Below are 21,076 nucleotides of genomic sequence, written 5' to 3'. Positions count from 1 at the left end.
CTTGAAATGAGGAATGGCATGGAAGGCAACATTGTACTGGTAGATGACGACAGAAATATTTTAACGTCGGTATCTATCGCTCTTGAATCCGAAGGCTTTAAAGTTCGTACCTATACAGATGGTGCGGAAGCTTTACGCGGGATGACTTCCAGCCCCGCTGACCTAGCCGTTCTTGATATCAAAATGCCACGAATGGATGGTATGGAGCTTTTGCGTCGTATTCGTGAAGGCAACTCGATCCCTGTAATTTTTCTAACGTCGAAAGATGATGAAATTGACGAGGTCCTGGGACTTCGGATGGGAGCAGATGACTATATCACTAAACCCTTCTCACAGAGATTACTGGTTGAGCGAATCAGGGCTTTATTGCGCCGGGAAAAAGCTAAGCAGGATGTGAGCGAAGGCAAAGAAGGCGAAAAACCCATCCAACGAGGAGAAATGATGCTGGATGCGTCGCGTCATCTCTGTACTTGGAAAGGGAAGCACGTCAACCTGACTGTGACGGAATTTTTAATTCTAAAAGCATTGGCGCAACGCCCAGGGCATGTGAAAAACCGTGACCAGTTAATGGATGCAGCTTACGGCGATGCGGTTTATGTTGACGATAGAACAATCGATAGTCATATCAAGAGATTACGGAAAAAATTCAAAGAGTGTGATGACGATTTCGGCCAAATTGAAACGTTGTATGGTGTTGGCTATCGCTATCGTGAATAAGCGGGATGTTCCGCACAACGTCCTACTCAACATCCTACTGGGGGTTAGCTGTAAAAAAGAGCTTGGGGCTCTTGTGATACGGAGAACCTTTTAATGGATAAAATGGAACGCGTAGGTTTGTTTGTCGGAATGGGACTGATTGTTCTTGGGTTGGTGACGCTGTTTGGTGGAACCAATGAACATTCGGAACTGAAGTCAAAGACGGGTAATTCCGAGCTTTTGAGTGAAAATAACGGATCGGCAATCTCTGGCCCGGTTTTGCCTGATTACGATATTATCCTTGTGAACTCTGCGGGTGTTGCTGATGACTCACCTGCGCAGTCTTTGAGCCGACAGCAAGAAAAGGTAATTCGATTGGCCCTGAAAACCGGTGGAACAGGTGCCCCTTGTGATCTGCAAGGGAAGCGCCCGGACCGTGTCTTATGGGGGCAACGGGGAAACCAGAAGCATCTGGATAGCCTGTCAGTTTTTTCTGATGAGAAACTGATTTATCTCGGCAGTTATCTGGAAGCTTGGAAAATACAAGCCACCGGAGGTACGGTGACTTGCTATAGCTTGAATGATCAAGCCGCCAGAATCCTGACTGAGCTGTAATAGTTTGAGTGTGTACTTGATGTTATTTGGGGGAAACTGTGGCTGACGAAAGCCATAAGCAAAAAGCTGAAATAGCGCAAACCGTTAAAAAGCACCGCAAGGGGCGCAAGCGGGGATGGCGTTCGTCTTTAACCCACAAGATTCTTCTGATTAACAGCTTTGTTTTGATGATTCCGGTTGTCGGATTGATGCATCTGGAACAATACAGGTTGAGCCTTATTGCATCTGAACTAGACGCTTTATCGATACAGGGGCGAGCCTTTTCCCTCAGCCTAGGATCGACCGCCGTTGTTGCCAGTCAGGTTGGGAGTGAAAAACTTGTTCCTGAACTGACACGCAGTCTAATGCGGGCAATGCTGAACGACATTGGTGTTCGCGCCCGAATCTTTGCAACCAGTGGTGAAATGCTGGCTGATAGTCTTTATCTTGCCGGGGTTGGTGGCCCTGTTGAGGTCGGCGAACTACCGCCGCCCGGAGGCATGGGGATGATGGATCGTATCATCCTGTTTTACGAAGAAATTATTAACTGGCTCCCGGGGCATGATGACTGGCCGCTCTATCGGGAAGCGCAACATCAAAGTGCAGAAGACTATACCGAAGTGCTTATTGCCTTGAACGGCGAACCCGCAGGAATGGTACGGACGGATACAACGGGCCGTCTTGTTCTATCTATGGCTGTTCCTGTGCAAAGATATCGTCAGGTCCTCGGTGCCCTGATGCTTTCAAAGGATGCGCAGGTCGTGACACAAGCGGTTCAGGATCGTCGTCGGGATATACTCGCGGTTTGTGGTCTGGCATTGGGTGTAACGGTACTTTTATCACTATATCTCGCGGGAATTATCGGGCGTCCGCTACGTCGGTTGGCAAATGCTGCTGATTTTGTGCGTTATGGGAAGGGACGTGAATATGAAATTCCTGACTTTACCCATAGGGGTGATGAGATTGGTGATTTGTCTGGCGCTCTACGGGCGATGACCGAAGCTCTGTGGGCCAGAATGGACGCGATCGAAGGCTTTGCGGCAGATGTTTCTCATGAGATCAAAAACCCGCTGACGTCTCTTCGCTCTGCTGTTGAAACGGTTTCTCGTATAAGTGATCCTGAACAGCAAAAAAAATTATTGGCTATTATTATGGACGATGTCCAACGGTTGGACCGTCTTATCAGTGATATATCTGATGCTTCCCGTTTGGATGCAGAGCTTTCCCGCGCCAAGATGGAAGAAGTTGACGTAGGTAAGCTTTTGGAAGCTTTGGTTGAGATCCAGCGTGTTGATGAAAATTGTCCTGTTTTTGTAACTGACATCAAAAACGATCAAAAACTTTGTGTTCAAGGGTTGGAAGGCCGATTGGGGCAGGTTTTACGTAATCTGATGACAAACGCAAAAACCTTCAGCCCGCAAGATGGTAAAATACGGTTGGCGGCTAGGTCAGAACAGGGAAGAGTTTTGATTACTATTGATGATGATGGCCCCGGTATTATTCCAGGTAAATTTGAAGCTATTTTTGATCGCTTTTATACCGAGCGTCCTGAGGGCGAGAAATTTGGTACACATTCTGGCCTAGGCTTAAGTATTTCCAAGCAAATTATAGAAGCTCACCACGGAACGATCACTGCAGAAAATCGACTGGATGAAAGCGGGAACATCCTTGGCGCACGCTTTACGATCTCTTTACCCGAAGAGCAAAAATAGATGTCTGATAGTCAACTTGTTCACGGTACGACTATTGCCTTTCAGAATGGCGGATGGTTGACAGCTGTTGTGCTTCGGGGAGAACCGGGCGCTGGAAAATCTGATTTAGCCTTAAGGATGATTGATGCCGGGCGTGCCGAGCTTGTATCAGATGATCAGACTCTTCTTTCGAAATTGGGTGATAATATTCTTGCTTCTCCTCCTCCTTCCATCGCAGGAAAACTGGAGGTCAGGGGCTTGGGAATTGTGTCTTTCTCTTACTGTTCTGATGTGCCGTTAGGGTTAGTTGTCGATCTGGTTTCTCGTGGGGAAGTCGAACGATTACCCGACGTGAGAAAAGAAAAAATCTTGGGTGTTGAAATCCCTTGTATCCAGCTACACAGCTTTGATCATTCAACTGTCGCAAAGCTGTTACTTGCCATATCCCGCCCAGAAAGCGATATAGTAAGGTAAAATATTGTTCTTTCTGTCATTTATCGGGTACTAGGGCGAGCATCTATGTCAGTTTCTCAAGAGAGTAAAATCGAAAAGCCTCTCAGAGTCGTTTTGGTGACGGGGCTTTCTGGTGCGGGTCGTTCCACCGCAATGAAGGTTCTTGAAGATCACGGATTTGAGGCAATTGACAACCTACCGCTGAATTTACTGGACCTCGTCATTGGTGATCAGCCGCGCCGCCGACCTCTGGCTGTTGGCATAGATATCCGATCTCGAAATTTTTCCGCGCCCCCTCTGCTAGAGCACATTCGTGAACTGAAAAAACGGCCCGAGTTGGATGTTTCGCTGGTTTTCCTGAACTGCTCAGTTGATGTTCTTGAACGACGCTTTAAAGAAACGCGCCGTCGTCATCCCCTTTCCGAAGATCGTCCCCTAAAAGACGGTATTCTTGCTGAGCGATTATTGGTTGCTCCGCTGCAGGCACGCGCTGATTTTGCGATTGATAGCTCGGATACCACATCAGCAGATTTCAGGCAGAGCTTAACAAGTTTGCTGGGGTTGGAAGAAAGCGGGGTGATGACCGTACAGGTTATGTCTTTCTCTTATCGTTTCGGAGTGCCCAGAGAAGCGGATCTTATGTTTGATGTGCGCTTCTTGCGAAACCCTCATTATGATCCGCATTTGCGCCCTCTATCGGGAAAAGACAAAGCTGTTTCGGACTATGTCCGTGAAGATTCTGACTTTTCAAGTTTTGCATCTCGCTTGAAGGATTTAGTAATCCCACTCCTCGCTCGCTATCAGCAAGAGGGTAAAAACTATCTGACAATAGCAATAGGCTGTACTGGGGGGCGTCACAGATCTGTTGCTTTAACTGAATGGTTAGGTAAAGAACTAGATGATGTATGGCCGCAAATCATTATTGCGCATCGAGATATGGACAAAGAGCCTGACCGGTATAAATAATCCCTATTAATAATCTTGTGTATCAAAGTAACCAGTGGGTCGAAAAAGCGGACAGAAAGCTGATGAACGATCAGTCTCTAAGACATTCTTACCGTTGTTAAACCGCTAAATACCCGCTTTCTTGAGAATATTTATCTTTAGTATGTGGCTTCGCCTTGTGTGTGGTCATGCTTTACTGTTAATTTTCCCGTCTATAAAGGGAAAGCGCCTGCGGAAAGGGAAGGCATGATAGGGATGGTTCTGGTCACACATGGTGACTTGGCTCTCGAATTCGTGGCAGCATTGGAACATGTTGTTGGACCACAGACACAGATAGAAACTGTGTGTATAGGTCCTGAAGACGACATGGAACAAAGGCGTCAGGAAATTATCTCTTCTGTTGAAAAGGTAGAGGATAGTAGTGGTGTTGTGATTCTAACGGACATGTTTGGTGGTACCCCCTCTAACCTTGCCATATCTATTATGGATAAGGCCAATGTTGAGGTCGTTGCTGGTGTTAACTTGCCTCTTTTGATCAAGCTGGCTGGTCTGCGTGAAACAAAACCTATGAAGGAAGCAGTTTTAGAAGCCCAGGAAGCAGGTCGTAAATACATACACGTCGCTTCAGAGCTTCTTTAAGCGCGCTTAAAACCGATCGTTTTGGGTTTTAAGGGGGGATCAGAATTTGCTTACCAAAACATTGATGATTTTGAACAAGCGGGGTCTACATGCCAGAGCTTCGGCAAAGTTTGTGAAAGTTGCCGAGATTTTTGATGCAGAAGTGACCGTTTGTAAGGATGGGACAAGCGTATCTGGCTGTTCCATTATGGGGTTGATGATGTTGGCGGCCGCCCCGGGATGTGAAATCGAATTATCTGCCAAGGGACCATCTGCCGAAGAAGCTATGAAAGCACTGGAAGAATTGGTCGCGAATAAGTTTGACGAAGACTGATTTACTCAAATTTTGAGGGTTAATTCTCTTGATAAAATTTTTGGGTAAATATGCACCAGGGAGCGAAAGTCTTCATCGCTTTGCTTAAATTATAAGATGGGAATGCGCTGTGACCAACACGTCCGGTGAACGTATATTCGAAGGTCTTGCTGTCTCTCCGGGGGTGGTAATTGGTTCTGCCTACGTCAGTGAATCCAGCGACATTCAAATTTTGGAGTATCGGGTTCCGACGGCAAAGATTGCAGGCGAACGTAAACGTTTGTCCGACGCTGTTGAAAAGGCGCAAAACCAGGTTCTCAAGCTACACGGACAATCAAAAGATTTTCATGGCGCTGCAAGTGAAGAGCTTGGTTACCTCCTAGATGCCCATATGCAGATGCTCAAAAGCTCTAGTTTGATTGGGGGAATTGAGGCGCGCATTCAAACGGGGCAAAAAAATGCCGAAGCGGCCGTAATGGCCGAGGTTGGGCAGATTGCGCGTAAGTTTTCTGCCATGGAAGATCCATACTTGCGAACAAAGTCACAGGAAGTTCGCGAGGTTGGGCATCGCATTGTTCGTAATCTGACCAAGACGAAAACGGACTCCTATACTGGGTTGGCCCCAAATTCTGTTATTCTATCTGAAGAGATTACCCCTGCAGACACAGCAATGATGGATCCCAGCCACATTGGTGGTTTTGCGACGGTTCTTGGTGGACCAGAGGGACACACCGCGATCATGGCGCGCTCGCTTGGTTTGCCTGCGGTTCTTGGTGTTCCCGGCCTTTTAAAAGGTGTGGAAAACGGTGAGCCTATAATCATTGATGGTACAAACGGACGGGTCATTATCAACCCAAGCCCTGCACGTATCAAAGATTATAAGCTTCGTCTCAAAGATATTGAACGTGAAGTCAAGGTTTTGGCCGGCTTACGTGATGTTGCTGCTGTAACAGTTGATGAACAACGAGTTGGCTTGCAAGCCAATGTTGAACTGCCGCGTGAAACAGGGCAAGCCGTGGCGAATGGGGCCGAAGGTGTTGGCCTTTTGAGAACTGAGTTTCTGTTTATGAACAGAGAAGAGTTACCCAGTGAGGAAGAGCAGTACGAAGCACTGGCAGAGATTATAGACGGCATGGCTGGGCGCCCTGTGACGATCCGAACGCTTGATGCCGGGGGGGAGAAGCTGGTTTCTGCTTTGGGAACACATCCTACAGAATCCCAAAACCCGGCACTTGGGTTACGTGCAATTCGTCTGTCGTTGAAACACCGTGATCTATTAAAGACGCAACTGAGGGCGATTTTAAGAGCCAGTGCTCATGGGCCTTTGCGGATATTGCTGCCGATGGTGACAACACCCAGCGAGGTTCGTGAAGTTCGTAAAGTCTTGAAAGAAGTCGCAAAGGGTTTAAAGAAGCAAGATATTCGTATTGCTGATCCATTGCCGCCGCTTGGAATTATGATCGAGGTCCCGGGGGCAGCATTGGCAGCGGACGGGCTAGCCAAGGTTGCTGATTTTTTTGCTATCGGTACCAACGACTTGACCATGTATACCTTGGCAATTGACCGTGCAGAAGAGCAGGTCGCTTATCTTTATAACCCCTTGCATCCTGCGGTGTTACGTTTGATTTCTTTTGCAGTTGATGCCGCGCGACGGGCCCACATTCCGGTTTCTGTCTGTGGCGAGGTTGCGGGTGATGTTGATTATTTACCTCTTTTGCTTGGGTTGGGAGTTCGAGATCTTTCTATGAGCTCTAACGCTTTGCCACGGGTTAAAAACAGAATCCTGAAACTGAATATGGAAGATGTCACCCGGCGTGCGGAAGCGATCATGACCCAGCACGATCCCGGGCGTATTTCAATTATGCTCCAAGACTATAATGAGCGTTACAACTCTTAACCGTTTTGCATCCGTCTCGTCATGACTATTCAGATGGTGGTGTTAAAGGAATGCGAAGAAAAACGCCAAACTCTTCAGTGAAGTTGCAACTTACTCTGGCGTGGACAGCGCCTTGTTTATCATAGAACCGGGACTTTTGTGAAAGCGGTGTGATGGCTTCGTGCCAGATGCCCGGACGAATACACAGACCAAATGATCCGTCACAATAGAAGGCAACCCAATCTTCGGGTTTCATATCATCCCCAGTTTTTGCCAGAGCAGCAATAAAAGGTTTGTTATCCAAAGGATAAAAAAGCTGTGCACCATCTGGATGATAGTTTGCATGCCAGATCAAGAGCTGAGAGCGGTCTGGTGTGCTGTTTGTACGTGATGCTTGTCCCGGTTGCTCTGACCAGCCCAGAATATAGCGATCATTTACCGCCATGTTTTGCCCCAAGAGAACATCACCTTCCCACCAAAATTCAAAGATACCTTCAAGGTGTCCGGCTTCGTCACCGGTACCGGCGTCAATTTTGCGCCAACCTTGTGCTGGCCATTGCACAATTTCAACGGGATGAGACATATAATCCGTGACGACAGTTCCAAAACCCTGGAGCGATTCAGGGGACGCTTTGATCAATGGAACGTCAAATAGAGGAAGTTCGGGCGGTACAGAAGGGTTCATGTAGTCAAAGGATTTCTTTTCAGTATGGCCCTTTGAATTGGCGTTTTGAGAGGACTGCTTAGACATTAAAGTTTCCCAACAGATGTTTAGGTTTCGTCCTCAGTCTGCTAATTGAGGCTTACCAAAACAAATTAAATTCAGTATTTAATAAATTAAATAAAATTTAATTCAGAGGATGGATCGGTACCATCATGAGACATAGCCAACTTAGAGCTTTTGATGCTGTTGCAAGAGAAGGCAGTTTTTCAAGGGCGGCCAATCTTTTGAACTTGAGCCCACCAGCAGTTACGATACAGGTGAAGAGCCTAGAGGAATCTTACGGTCTGACACTTTTTATTCGCAGTGGTGGAAAGGCAATCTTAACCTCGGATGGTCAGGTGCTGTACGATAAAACACGTCGGTTTTTTATCGAAGAAGAAGAAATTCAAAACTATCTGTCATCGTCTTCTGCGTTGGAGAAAGGCCATCTGAAAATAGCTGCCGATGGCCCTCATGCGGCGTTGAATATCATTGCTGCATTTCGTGAAAAGTATCCGGGTATCAAATTGACAGTCACACTTGGTAATGCAGAAACTGTAAGACAGGATATTTTAGCGCAAAGAGCAGATGTGGGGATAACGGCGAATTGCTCTGAAAGTGATCGACTGGTAATTGATGAACTTTCTGTGCAGTCAATGATTGCTTTGATCCATAAGGATCATCCTTTTGCTGTTCGAAAGATGCTTTCTTTGTCTGACTTGACGGGGGCGCCATTGATTTTACGTGAACGTGGATCAAATACACGCCGGGTCTTTGAAAAGGCCGTGAAGGAATTATCTCTGCGCTATGAGAATGAATTGGAACTTGGTAGTCGTGAAGCGGTTCGAGAAGCGGTTGCTGTTGGTTTGGGCATCGGATTTTTATTCGAACATGAAGTGCTTGGGGATGATCGAACGGTTGCTGTGCCCCTCAAAGAACTCGCAAATAGTAATCGTGATATGGTGATTTGCCTTAAAAGTCAGCTTAAGCGGCGTGTTGTGGAGGCTTTTGTTTCACTCGCGAGAACTTTTGCTGGGTAAAAAAGTCATTCGCGCAACATTTCCGGATAAAATATTGATATCAAATGAAGTTGAGCACAGTCATATTTTGCAAACTCTAAAGGGTGCTGAGTTTTTCGAAAATGGGTTGCAATATTTATTCAAGGCTGTTAATTTCCTGCCAAAATAAACACATAAAGATTTCTTTATGTTACTGCAATAAACGAAAGCCAAGTACATGACAGATTTTACTGATTATAAAGTTGCGGATATGTCCCTAGCTGATTGGGGCCGTAAAGAAATCACAATTGCTGAAACTGAAATGCCAGGTCTAATGGCGCTCCGTGAAGAATTTGGCAAAAGCAAACCACTAGCGGGTTCTCGAATCGCTGGTTGTTTGCATATGACAATTCAGACAGCGGTTTTGATTGAAACTCTTACAGCCCTTGGTGCAGAGGTTCGTTGGTCTTCTTGTAACATTTTCTCTACTCAGGATCAGGCTGCTGCGGCGATTGCTGCAACGGGTGTTCCTGTTTTTGCCTGGAAAGGTGAGACTGAAGAAGAGTTCAATTGGTGTATCGAACAGACAATTGAAGGTCCTGATGGCTGGAAGCCAAACCTCATCCTTGATGATGGCGGCGACCTGACTGTTATGGTGCACGATCATTTCCCAGAACTTCTGGACGATATTCGTGGTCTTTCTGAAGAAACGACAACAGGTGTTCATCGTCTGTATGAAATGGCCAAAAAAGGCACATTGAAAGTACCTGCAATCAACGTGAATGATTCAGTTACAAAATCCAAGTTCGATAACCTTTATGGCTGTCGCGAATCCCTCGTTGACGGCATCAAACGTGCAACAGACGTAATGGTTGCTGGTAAAGTTGCTGTTGTTGGTGGTTTCGGTGATGTTGGTAAAGGATCCGCAGCTTCTCTTCGTACACAGGGTGCACGTGTTCTTGTAACCGAGGTTGATCCAATTTGTGCGCTTCAGGCCGCAATGGAAGGTTACGAAGTGACAACAATGGAAGATGCAGCTCCTATCGGTGATATCTTTGTCACGACAACGGGTAACAAAGACATCATTACAATCGATCACATGCGTGAAATGAAAGATCGTGCAATCGTTTGTAATATTGGTCACTTTGATTCTGAAATCCAGATCGCTGCTCTTCGTAACTATCCTTGGCACAATGTGAAGGATCAGGTTGACGAAGTTGAATTCCCTGATGGTAAACGTCTGATTATTCTTGCCGAAGGTCGTCTTGTTAACCTTGGTTGTGCAACAGGCCACCCAAGCTTTGTGATGTCAGCATCTTTCACAAACCAGGTTCTTGCGCAGATCGAGCTATGGGAAAATTCAGCGAACTACGAGAACAAAGTTTATGTTCTTCCTAAAGCGCTGGATGAAAAAGTTGCAATACTTCACCTTGCGAAACTAGGTGTTAAGCTGACCAAACTGACACAAGAACAAGCTGATTATATTGACGTACCAGTAGAAGGTCCTTTCAAACAGGATCACTACCGTTACTAATTGCGTTATTAAGGTTAGATTGGCGAGCTTTTTCGCCATGACAGCTAGGAAACGTTGTCTTCAGGGGATGCAGATTAATTTCTGTGTCCCCTGATTGCGTTCAACACCTTGTTTTGACAGGGTAAACTTATTACACTTGATAAGGGTTTTCTGGCCGCTTCAAAAAATCCAACACAAAATATGGATTTTCTGCACTTATTGAGGGGAACGCAGTGTCGTCATTTTCGGCTTACCTGCCGGGTTTCTTTCTTACTCTCATTATCCTGCTTGGGTCGGGGTTAATTGTTTTTGCATATCGTCATCGCTGGCAGTTGCTTAAACAAAAACTTCACGATCTACAGATAAAATCGTCACTGGATCGTGCTGCTGTTCTGGCGGCCCCACTTGGGTGCGTCACCTATTCCCACCATGACAAAAAGACACGGGCCAGTGTTGGCGTTGTGCGTGAATTTGGCCTTGATAAAGGAGAGATTGATTTCAATGCAATCTCAATTGCTTTTCAGCGGGGAACAGGCGAAGCCAACACACTGACAGAGGCCTTTGATAGCCTAAAAGATCAAGGGAAAGCCTTTACGCTGACTCTGCGGTCGAAGGGTCGAACCTATCGTATAAATGGGCAGCGTATTGAGTCAGTGATAAGCAACCCGCCGATTACAGACGTCGTCTGGTTTTCAGATATTAGTGATCTTGAAAGGCAGGCAAAAACAGCGGCGGAAGAATCACGCCATGTTTCTTCTTTGTTGGAAAATTTACCGATCCCCGTCTGGATGCGCGATGATAAGCTTGCGATTACCTATTGTAACACAGCCTACGCAAATGCTGTTGAAGCAGAACAAAAAGATATTGTTCAGAAAAATATAGAACTGGTTGATCGGTCAAAGGTTTCCCAAACTCACAGCCTTGCCCGACAGGCGTTCGATAATGGTGAAATCGCTTGTGATAAGCATCATGCAATTATAGCGGGCGAAAGGCGACTTTTAGAATTTAGTGAAAGAAAGCTGGATGATAAAACGCTGTTGGGGTTTGCCGTCGATCAAACGGGCCTGGAGGAAGCTGAAAACAAGCTGGGGCGGCATATCAGTGCTCATGCTCAGGTTCTTGAAAATCTGGGCATAGCCATTTCAATATTTGGCCCTGATGAACGTCTGACCTTCTTTAATTCAGCCTATGCAACCTTGTTTAAATTGAATGAAGATTTCTTGAAATCGGAACCTCATTTAAGTGAGATTTTAGACACGATGCGTGAAAATCGCAGGTTGCCAGAATACGCGAATTTTCCTGAATTTAAACAACAGAGGCTCCGTGATTATCGCACGATGATCGAACCCGTTGAAGAGTTGTTGCACCTTACCGATGGAACAACACTACGGTCTGTTGCAACTGCGCACCCCTTTGGTGGCGTACTTGAAACGGTCGAAGACGTTACAGACCGTCTTGCTTTGGAACGGTCGTATAATACGCTTACTGCGGTACAACGTGAGACGTTGAACAAGTTATACGAAGCTGTTGTGGTGTATGGTGCCGACGGTCGTCTGAAGTTGTACAATCCAAACTTTGCCCAACTCTGGAAGCTTCCCGAAGATTTCCTCAATAGCGAACCACATGTCAGGGATGTTGTTCAACAGAGCAGAGATCTATTTGAGGTTAAGGGTGAAGACTGGGACAGCCAATTGGAAATGATGGTCGCACGTGTTTGTGAGCCTGAGGTCAGATCTGGTCGTAAATTCCGGGCTGATGGTGTTGTTCTTGACTGGGCGCAAGTTATGCTGCCAGACGGGGCGACTTTGTTGACATTTCTTGATGTAACAGACTCCTTTACTGTAGAGCGCGCCCTTCTCGAGAAAAATGAAGCTTTGGAGACGGCGGATAAACTGAAAACAGAGTTTATCGCGAATGTTTCTTATGAACTGAGAACGCCGCTAAATGCGATTGTCGGCTTTGCTGAAATTCTGGAAAATCAATTCTTTGGTGAACTTAACAGCCGACAGAGAGAATATAGTCAGGCTATTGTTGAATCATCGCAACGGTTGATGGCGTTAATCAATGACATATTGGATCTGGCGACTATTGAAGCAGGTTATCTGCATCTCGACCTTGCTGAGGTTAAGGTCGAGCATATGCTGCAACACCTTCATACCATCGGGCACGAAAGAGCGCGTTATCGGAATATAGATGTGAATATAGTCTGTGATGACAATATTGGCTTTGTATTGGTAGATGAACGCCGCTTGACGCAAGCGCTATATAATCTGTTGTTGAATGCACTTAAATTTTCACCTGAAGGGGAAAGAGTTGATATCACCGCAAGCCGTGATCATGAACTGCGTATTTCAGTAAAAGACAATGGTGTTGGCATCAGCCAGGAAGATCAAGAAAGGGTCTTCCATAAATTTGAACGCGGTGAAGGACACGCAAAACAGGCGGGTGCAGGCCTTGGTCTGTCTCTTGTTAAAAGCCTTGTGGAGCTTCACGGTGGTTGGGTTGAAATTGAATCCGAAATAAATGAGGGAACCAGAGTAACCTGTCATATCCCATTGCTTGAAGATCCGGAAAAGCCGGGTGGAATTCGCAAAGTTGTTTCCGATACAATTAACGCAAATACCGAAAAACGGGAAAATGTTGAAGATCAGGAAGCCGCTGAGACAGGGGTGGGTGTTGAGGCGAGTGGGGACGGTCAATCCCGGGCAGAGGAACAGACATCGTGACAGCAGAGAACCTGATTGGCGAGGTTGCCTTTGCTGATGAAAGCGAAACCCGGAACTTTGCACACCGTCTGGCACCATTTCTAAAAGAGAGTGATGTTTTAGCTCTGGATGGGGATCTTGGTGCTGGTAAAACAGCATTTTCCCGCGCCTTGATTAATGCTTTTCCTGCAATGGATGGGATGGAGCAAATAGAGGAAGTCCCCAGCCCAACTTTTACCTTGGTTCAAATATATGAGCGGGCTGAGCGACAGATTTGGCATTTTGACCTTTATCGGCTTGAAGATCCGGAAGAAGCCTACGAACTTGGTATAGAAGAAGCTTTTACCGAAGGCATTTCACTTATCGAATGGCCAGATAGACTAGGTTTTTTAATGCCGCGTGGACATTTGCTGGTAAAGCTGTCTTACGGACAGGGGGAAACCGCAAGATCATTGAAGCTTTTGGGTGATCTCAAATGGCGAGAACGATTAGATCCTTTATTTTCCTAGGCTTGGCATTCTTTTGAATCTGGTATTTTCTTTAAGTGTGACTTGATCGAGGATTGATCTGGTTGATAGGCAGGACATAGTAACCCCGATGACAATAAAAAATGCGATGGTATTGGCTGCTGGTTTTGGCAAGCGGATGAGACCAATAACAGAGACTATCCCGAAACCCTTGGTCCCTGTTCTCGGGGTGCCAATGTTGGAAAGTATTATCGCGAAGTTGAGAACGGCAGGCATACATAAAATAGTCGTGAATGGCTTTTATCTGAAAGAGCAAATTCAGGGCTTTGTCGATGCTTATGATGATCCGATGATTACTTTTTCTGAAGAGCATGAAATCCTTGAGACGGGGGGAGGTGTTACGCAGGCGCTTCCACTTTTGGGGAATGATCCCTTTGTTGTCGTGAACGGCGATGTTTGTTGGCTTGATGGTACTGACGCAGCGATCAAGCGTCTTATGAATTTTTGGAATCCTGATGTGATGGATGCGTTGCTTCTGGTTCATCCAAAATCCAAGGCCTATGGATACGAAGGCGCGGGTGATTTCTTTTTGAAGAATGAAAAAAGATTATGTCGTCGAGGTGAAGCAATAACTGCGCCTTATGTATATGCAGGCATTCAAATTTTGCATCCAAAGCTTTTCGTTGATGCGCCTCAAGGGTCTTTTTCTCTCAACGAAATTTTTGACAGAGCTTTGGTATCTAATCGGTTATGCGGCTTAGAACATGACGGGGAATGGTTTCATGTTGGCACCCCCGAAGGCCTTCGTGAAGTAGAGGGGCTTTTACAAAACATGTTGCCAGCGGCATCTCGATAATGACTTTTGAACTTCCCTTTGAGGTAGAGCTCCCTGAGACGAGAGAAGCTGTGAAAGATGTATATTCTATCGCTTCGAATGCATCGTTTGTTGACGCATTAGCCAAGGGAATTTTAAAACGCTGGGGTGGTAACCCTTTGGAATTTTCCAAGGTAATGATTCTTTTACCGACAAGACGCGCTTGTCGAAGTTTGCAACAGGCTTTTTTACGGGCGTCTGATGGCAAAGCCATGATGCTACCAAGAATGTTGCCGTTGGGCGATCTAGACCCCGATGAGCTGTTGATGTCAGCCGCTGACGTGGCTATTGGTCAGGATCTTGATCTTCCACCTGTCCTGTCATCCTTAAGGCGTCAGTTGTTATTGAGTCAGCTGGTACTGAAATGGTCGGCGTCACAGGTCAAGGCAAATGGCGGGGATATTATCCCGGAAGATCAGGCGGTTCGTCTTGCCGGAGAACTCGGCCGCTTTCTGGATCAGGTACAAACCGAAGGTCTGAGCTTTACCGAGTTATCTGATCTTGTGCCCGAAGACTATGCTGTGCATTGGCAGATCACGTTGGAATTTCTTGAAATTTTAACGAAAATTTGGCCGACAGTCGAAGAGGCTACTGGTGGTATTGGCCCGGCAGAAAGACGGCGGCGTCTTTTGGAAGGTCAGGCAGAATTTTGGCGACAATGCCCCCCGGATCACCCCCTCATTGTTGCTGGCTCAACAGGGTCCATTCCGGCGGCCGCTGATTTAATTGGCGTTATTTCCAAATGCCCGCAAGGTGTGGTGATTTTGCCGGGTGTTGATTTAACGGCAGACGATGATACCTGGCGTGAGTTTTTGAAAGATAGCTCGCACCCCCAAAATGGATTGGCGCGCCTCCTAAAACGTTTGGACATCCCAAGGTCTGATTTGCAGTCCTGGCCTTATGGTGCCGTTGTCGCTGATTCAGGTGAAATTGATTTGGGAAGGTCTGAGCTTAAAAGCAGAGCACCTGAAACGCGGGTTGATTTTGTGCATATGGCAATGCGTCCGGCACAGGCAACAACGCAATGGCAAAGATATATAGAACAGTCGGATATTTCGATATTCCAGAAATCGCTTGAAAAGGTATCTCGACTGGATTGTCCGGGACCGGGTGAAGAGGCTTTGGCCATTTCCCTTATTTTAAGATCAGTTCTGGAAACACCCGAGAAAACAGCTGCTTTGATTACACCGGATCGAGACCTCGCTCGCCGGGTTACGGCAGAGATGGAACGCTGGTCGATTACAATTGATGATTCTGCGGGCTCTCCTTTGCCCGAAGCTGCCCCGGCAGTTTTTTTGCGGCTAACAGCCGAAATGATGGTGTCTGGGCTGTCGCCAATTTCTTTCCTATCGGCAATGAAACATCCGCTTTGTGCCGCTGGAATGCAGATTGGTGTTTTCAAACGTATTATTCGCCAGTTAGAGATCACGGTGCTGCGTGGGGTTCGACCTGCATCGGGACTTGAAGGGCTAATGGCAGCCCTTGGAGACGATGTTGAAGACAGTCATGAAATTCAGGGTCTGCTACAGCGTCTTATCACGGCGGGGCAGGTTTTTGATGATCATATTCGGGGGGGCACACAATCTTTTCGCGCCTTACTTGATTCTCATATTGAGTTTGCCGAATTTCTGGCTTCTACAGATGAGCAAAGCGGGGCAGAAAGGCTTTGGGCCGGGGATGACGGTAGCGCAACAGCAGAGTTTGTTGCTGATTTACGAGAAGCCGCAGGTGATGCTCCTGATGTATCTCCACGCCGATATCCTGAATTAATTGCAGCTCTTATGGTGGGGCGCGCTGTGCGTGCGCCTTTTGGGGCGCATCCAAGGTTGAGTATTCTTGGGGCAATTGAAGCTCGTTTGCAGCATGCTGATGTGGTTATTCTTGGCGGTTTGAACGAGGGTAGTTGGCCGGCAGAGGCAAAACCCGGTCCATGGATGAGCCGCCCGATGAGACGGGATTTTGGGCTGCCGCAACCTGAGCAGCAGGTCGGATTATCTGCGCAGGATTTTGTTCAGGCTTTTTGTGCGCCAGAAGTATTCTTAACCCGATCAGAAAAGGTAGAGGGAGCACCAACGGTTCCCTCGCGTTGGTTGCTTCGTATTGAAGCTTTGTTGGAAGGTAAAGGCCTTCGGGGCTTTTTACAGAAGGATGCCAGGAAGTGGTTAGGTTGGGCAGAGGCAATGGATCTGCCGGAAACGCGCATCCAGATAAAAGCACCGGCACCGACACCGCCAGTTTCCGCGCGCCCCCGAAACCTTTCGGTCACCCGTATTGAAACGTGGATGCGGGATCCTTACGCACTTTATGCTCAAAAGATATTAAAGCTTCGAAAGCTTGATCCTCTGGATGCAGATCCATCTGGGGCAGATAAGGGAAGCTTGATTCATGAAGCACTTGAAAAATTTCTCAAGCAATATCCGGATGCTTTACCTGAAAACGCAGAGCAGCAGCTTCTCATCATTGGGGAAGGTGTATTTGCTGCGGTTAAAGACCGTCCTGGTATCTGGTCTTTCTGGTGGCCACGGTTTCAGCGTATTGCCAAGTGGTTTGTGGAACAAGAAATCCTGCGTCGGAAACTGGTTTCCAAATCCCATGTTGAGGTCACTGGTAAGCTTGTTCTGAACGGACCAGCGGGAGACTTTACCTTGACGGCCAAGGCAGATCGCATCGATGAATTGGCAACAGGTGGCTTGGCGATACTCGATTATAAAACGGGAACAGTTCCAAGTGCCAAGAATGTGTTGCAGGGGATTTCCCCACAACTGCCTTTGGAAGCCGCCATTGCGATAGAAGGCGGATTTGGCATCCTGCCTGATGACGTTAAAGAATTACTTTATTGGCGGTTAACGGGTGGTGATCCGGCGGGTGAGAATAAAAATGCGCTGGGTCAGCGCGGTGCAAAAGAAGGTGTTGGACAGATCGCAAAAATTGCCATCGAAGGTTTGCAAGATCTGATTGCTGAATTTGATTATCAGGAAACGCCGTACGCAGCGCGGCCCAGACCGAACCAAGCTCTTGTCTATAATGATTTTGAGCATCTGGCGCGTATTAAGGAGTTGTCTACAGGTGGGGAGGGTGATCTATGACGCTAAGCATTGATGATATCCTCCGGCAAGCAACCAATGAGCAAAGACAGGCGGCAGATCCAACCACATCTGTTTGGGTGGGCGCCTCTGCGGGGGCAGGTAAGACAAAAGTTCTGACCGATCGTATTTTGAATTTGCTGTTGAGTGGATCAGAACCGGGGAAAATTCTGGCGCTGACCTTTACCAAGGCGGCTGCCGCTGAGATGGCTAACCGTCTGTCTGACAAACTGGCTGGCTGGTCCACTATTCCTGAAGATGATCTTGTCAAAGAGCTTGAAAAGCTGTTTGGTCGAAGTGCGACGCAGGATGAATTACAGACAGCACGGCGACTGTTTGCGCGTGTTCTGGATACGCCCGGCGGTATGAAGATTCAGACAATTCATGCTTTTTGCCAATCATTGCTGGGACGATTCCCTCTGGAAGCAGGAGTGGCCCCGAATTTTCAAATCCTTGATGATCGTTCTGCAGAAGAACTTCTGTTCAGGTCCCGTGAAGATGTTCTCTCTGGCCGTGGAGGATTGAGTGAACAGGCTGTTACTGACGCATTGGAATGCATCACGGCCTATACTCAGGAACAATCGTTTGGATCGCTTGTACAGGAAATTATCCGAGAACGTGGGCGAATTTCAGATCTTCTGGATCAGTACGGCAATCAGCAAGGTCTTAAGAAGACGATCTACGAAACTCTTGGTGTTGATCCAAACAGTAGTGCGACAGATCTATTAAACTCGGCGTGTGACGATGGGGCTTTCAACACGATACAGCTTTCACATGCGGCGGATGCTCTTTTGCAAGGCGCAAAATCTGATCAAGAACGTGGGCATCTTCTTAAAAAATGGATTGAGAGTCCATCAGACGCAAGGCAAGCAAAATACAGTGATTACCGGACGATCTTTTTCACACAAGCTGGAAGCATCAAAAGTCGATTAGCAACAAAAGGGGCCTTATCCGTCCTGCCACAACTGCCGGATATCTTGATGGATGAAGCCGAACGTCTGATTCGGTTGAACGAGAAGCTCAATGCAATTGGTGTTGCGAAAGCAACATCGTCGCTGCTTGACTTGGGCATTGCTATTTTATCACGGTACGAGCGATATAAGGAAACCCGCGCCTTTCTGGATTACGACGATCTTATTCTAAAAACACGGGACCTTTTAAAAGGGGAACGGGCTGTTGCCTGGGTGCTCTTTAAACTCGATGGGGGCATTGATCATGTCTTAATTGACGAGGCACAGGATACCAACCCGGAACAGTGGGAAGTTATCGAGGCACTTTGTAATGAGTTCTTTGACGGCGAGGGTGCAAGAGAAGACATCAGAACTATCTTTGCTGTGGGGGATGTTAAACAATCTATTTATTCGTTCCAACGTGCAGATCCAGCCAAGTTCGAGCAAATGCGCGAACATTTCGAGAAACGCGTCAAGATCGCCCAAAAAAAATGGCAACGTATTAGTCTGGACGTGTCTTTTCGTTCGACACCGTCAGTACTTTCAACTGTTGATCAGGTTTTTTCCTATCCCTCGGCAGCAGATGGCGTTTCTTTTCATGAAGATCTTCTAAAACATCAACCAGTTCGATTGGGGCAAGCTGGGCGCGTTGAACTTTGGCCGTTGATGGTAAGTGAGGGCGCGACTGAAGACACACCGTGGACTCTACCGTTAGCACAAGAAGCGGAAATGGAATCCCGGGCACGATTGGCAAGTGTGTTGGCGCGACGTATCCATTACTGGACCCTTGCCGAAGCTGGAATTGATGATCCCGTCTGTCAGTTACCATCACAGGGCAGGCGTATTGACCCCGGTGATATTCTTATCTTGGTTCGCCGTCGTAATGCCTTTGTTGAAGAACTGGTGCGCGAACTCAAAACTTTGGCTGTGCCTGTTTCCGGGGTGGACCGGATGGTGCTGACCGATCAAATGGCGGTGATGGATCTTGTCGCGTTGGGACGCTTTTTGTTGTTACCCGAAGATGATTTGACGCTGGCCACAGTTTTGAAGGGACCGTTGCTTGGGTTGGATGACGATCAGCTTTTTGATTTGGCGTATAATCGCAAAGGAAGCTTGTGGTCCCGATTGAGAGACAAAGCGAAATCCAACGATACCTTCGCCCGCGCAGCAGGTTTTTTGAACGGTTTGCTTGCGCGTGCAGACTATACGCCACCTTTTGAATTATTCTCTCATATTCTTGGTTCTTTGGGCGGACGGAAAATGCTCTTGTCCAGACTGGGGCCTGATGCGCGTGATCCTATCGAAGAATTCCTTTCTCTTGCACTTGCCTATGAGCGGGAAGAAACGCCGTCGCTAGAGGGCTTCTTGCATTGGCTTGAAGTCGGCGATCAGGAAATCAAACGTGACCTTGAACAGGGGGGTGGTGCGGTACGTATCATGACCGTGCACGGGTCAAAAGGTCTTCAGGCGCCTGTGGTTATTTTACCGGATACAACACAGATACCACAGGCTGATCGGGGTGTTGTGTGGTTGAAAGAGCAGGGTAATCTTCCTGTATGGTCACCACGAACGGCGATGAATACAGAAATCATTTCTTCTGCGCGAGATCAGCTTCGCAAGGATGGCTTGCGGGAATACCGGCGACTTTTATACGTGGCTTTAACCCGTGCCGAGGATCGTTTGATTATTTGTGGCTGGACGGGCGCGCGTGAACCGTCTGAGGATAGCTGGTATGCCTTGGCGCAAGCGGCTCTGAATGAACATGGCGAAGAGGTCGAGTTTTCTTTTCCCGAAGATCCAGCTGGCATGTGGGACGCAATGGGCCGTGTTCAGGAGAATACGCAGGAAGTTCAGATTCAAGCGGGTAAAGAAGAAGCGGTTGTTGATCATTTTGATGGAAGCTTACCGTTATGGGCGTCTGTCGATCCGGATCAGGAACCAGTTCCGCCAAGACCTCTCGCCCCATCCAGAGCAAAAGATGATGAACCGCCTGTACGTTCGCCTCTGGGGCAAGACGATGGCTCACGGTTCAAGCGAGGGCGGATCATCCATCGTCTTTTACAAACACTGCCGGATTTACCTAAAGAAAAATGGGAATTGTCGGGGCGGCGATATCTGGAATCACCACTACATGAATTAGATTCTGATCAGGTCACTACGTTATTGACGGAAACATTGTCTGTCCTCAATCATCCGGATTATCAGGACATTTTTGGCGAAGGAAGCCGGGCAGAAGTCCCTGTTGTGGGGTTGGTTCATCGCGATGGGGATGTTGAAGTTATTTCCGGGCAGGTGGACCGATTAATCATAACGGACAATAAAGTAAAAATTATCGACTATAAAACCAATCGCCCACCGCCTAAAAAAATCGAAAATGTTCACCGCTCTTATCTGCGTCAAATGGCGGCGTATCGTACAGTTCTGAGGCAAATTTATCCGAATTATCAAGTAGAAGCACATCTGCTTTGGACCGACGAAGCCCGGTTGATGCACTTGCCGGATAACATTCTTGTTGAATATGAACCTTGACGCAGGGGGACCTGCATCCCTACATTCATGCTGACGATGTGATGGGAAAGACGTATTACGTTCTTTTC

16 protein-coding genes are annotated in these 21,076 nt (G+C 47.2%); 15 read left to right on the top strand and 1 reads right to left on the bottom strand.

Features of this window, described 5'->3' with window-relative positions; translation table 11 throughout:
- The first annotated feature begins 18 nt into the window (after window positions 1-18).
- From Q0241_RS08720 to ptsP, 8 genes are all read left to right on the top strand, one after another.
- Window positions 19-717: a response regulator transcription factor gene (locus Q0241_RS08720; protein WP_299376147.1), complete on the top strand. Its 699-nt coding sequence runs from the start codon at window positions 19-21 to the stop codon at window positions 715-717.
- A gap of 93 nt (window positions 718-810) precedes the next feature.
- The gene (locus Q0241_RS08715) at window positions 811-1,311 is read left to right on the top strand and encodes a hypothetical protein (RefSeq protein WP_299376141.1); all 501 of its coding nucleotides are present in this window, start codon (window positions 811-813) and stop codon (window positions 1,309-1,311) included.
- 38 nt (window positions 1,312-1,349) lie between these two features.
- On the top strand, window positions 1,350-3,002 hold the full coding sequence (locus Q0241_RS08710; RefSeq protein ID WP_299376138.1) for a stimulus-sensing domain-containing protein: 1,653 nt from the start codon (window positions 1,350-1,352) through the stop codon (window positions 3,000-3,002).
- Window positions 3,003-3,455 carry an HPr kinase/phosphorylase gene (locus tag Q0241_RS08705; RefSeq protein ID WP_299376134.1) on the top strand — a complete coding sequence of 151 codons (453 nt, stop codon included), beginning with the start codon at window positions 3,003-3,005 and terminating at the stop codon, window positions 3,453-3,455. It abuts the gene before it with no gap.
- A gap of 45 nt (window positions 3,456-3,500) precedes the next feature.
- Window positions 3,501-4,400 (top strand): RNase adapter RapZ, encoded by a 900-nt coding sequence (gene rapZ, locus Q0241_RS08700; protein ID WP_299376131.1) that lies wholly within the window; start codon window positions 3,501-3,503, stop codon window positions 4,398-4,400.
- 225 nt (window positions 4,401-4,625) lie between these two features.
- Entirely contained in the window at window positions 4,626-5,018 is a 393-nt protein-coding gene (locus Q0241_RS08695) for a PTS sugar transporter subunit IIA (RefSeq protein WP_299376128.1), read from the top strand.
- Window positions 5,019-5,064: 46 nt separating this feature from the next.
- Window positions 5,065-5,331, top strand: coding sequence for an HPr family phosphocarrier protein (locus tag Q0241_RS08690; RefSeq protein ID WP_299376126.1), 267 nt, complete (start codon window positions 5,065-5,067; stop codon window positions 5,329-5,331).
- Between the two features lie 109 nt (window positions 5,332-5,440).
- A complete protein-coding gene (ptsP, locus tag Q0241_RS08685) occupies window positions 5,441-7,207 on the top strand; it encodes a phosphoenolpyruvate--protein phosphotransferase (protein WP_299376123.1) in 1,767 nt (588 codons plus the stop codon).
- 25 nt (window positions 7,208-7,232) lie between these two features.
- Here the strand turns inward: ptsP and Q0241_RS08680 are convergent, their stop codons facing one another.
- Window positions 7,233-7,937: an ureidoglycolate lyase gene (locus Q0241_RS08680; protein WP_299376120.1), complete on the bottom strand. Its 705-nt coding sequence runs from the start codon at window positions 7,935-7,937 to the stop codon at window positions 7,233-7,235.
- A gap of 125 nt (window positions 7,938-8,062) precedes the next feature.
- Between Q0241_RS08680 and Q0241_RS08675 the strand changes: the two genes are divergently transcribed.
- From Q0241_RS08675 to addA, 7 genes are all read left to right on the top strand, one after another.
- A complete protein-coding gene (locus tag Q0241_RS08675) occupies window positions 8,063-8,929 on the top strand; it encodes a LysR substrate-binding domain-containing protein (protein ID WP_299376118.1) in 867 nt (288 codons plus the stop codon).
- Window positions 8,930-9,125: 196 nt separating this feature from the next.
- Window positions 9,126-10,421 carry an adenosylhomocysteinase gene (ahcY, locus tag Q0241_RS08670; protein ID WP_299376115.1) on the top strand — a complete coding sequence of 432 codons (1,296 nt, stop codon included), beginning with the start codon at window positions 9,126-9,128 and terminating at the stop codon, window positions 10,419-10,421.
- Between the two features lie 212 nt (window positions 10,422-10,633).
- Window positions 10,634-13,126, top strand: coding sequence for an ATP-binding protein (locus Q0241_RS08665; protein ID WP_299376113.1), 2,493 nt, complete (start codon window positions 10,634-10,636; stop codon window positions 13,124-13,126).
- Window positions 13,123-13,614, top strand: a complete 492-nt coding sequence (tsaE, locus tag Q0241_RS08660; RefSeq protein ID WP_366941160.1) for a tRNA (adenosine(37)-N6)-threonylcarbamoyltransferase complex ATPase subunit type 1 TsaE — start codon at window positions 13,123-13,125, stop codon at window positions 13,612-13,614. Before Q0241_RS08665 ends, tsaE begins: the two co-directional genes overlap by 4 nt.
- An 88-nt stretch (window positions 13,615-13,702) precedes the next feature.
- Complete coding sequence (locus Q0241_RS08655; RefSeq protein ID WP_299376110.1) at window positions 13,703-14,428, top strand: nucleotidyltransferase family protein; 726 nt, start codon at window positions 13,703-13,705, stop codon at window positions 14,426-14,428.
- Complete coding sequence (addB, locus tag Q0241_RS08650) at window positions 14,428-17,532, top strand: double-strand break repair protein AddB (protein ID WP_299376108.1); 3,105 nt, start codon at window positions 14,428-14,430, stop codon at window positions 17,530-17,532. The genes Q0241_RS08655 and addB overlap by 1 nt, the downstream gene beginning before the upstream one ends.
- Complete coding sequence (gene addA / locus Q0241_RS08645) at window positions 17,529-21,008, top strand: double-strand break repair helicase AddA (protein WP_299376106.1); 3,480 nt, start codon at window positions 17,529-17,531, stop codon at window positions 21,006-21,008. Before addB ends, addA begins: the two co-directional genes overlap by 4 nt.
- The last annotated feature ends 68 nt before the right edge of the window (window positions 21,009-21,076 follow it).

This window comes from uncultured Kiloniella sp., from assembly GCF_937128705.1.
Taxonomy (GTDB): domain Bacteria; phylum Pseudomonadota; class Alphaproteobacteria; order Kiloniellales; family Kiloniellaceae; genus Kiloniella.
Note: the sequence above shows the minus strand (reverse complement) of the source record. Positions and strands in the feature narration are given on the sequence as shown.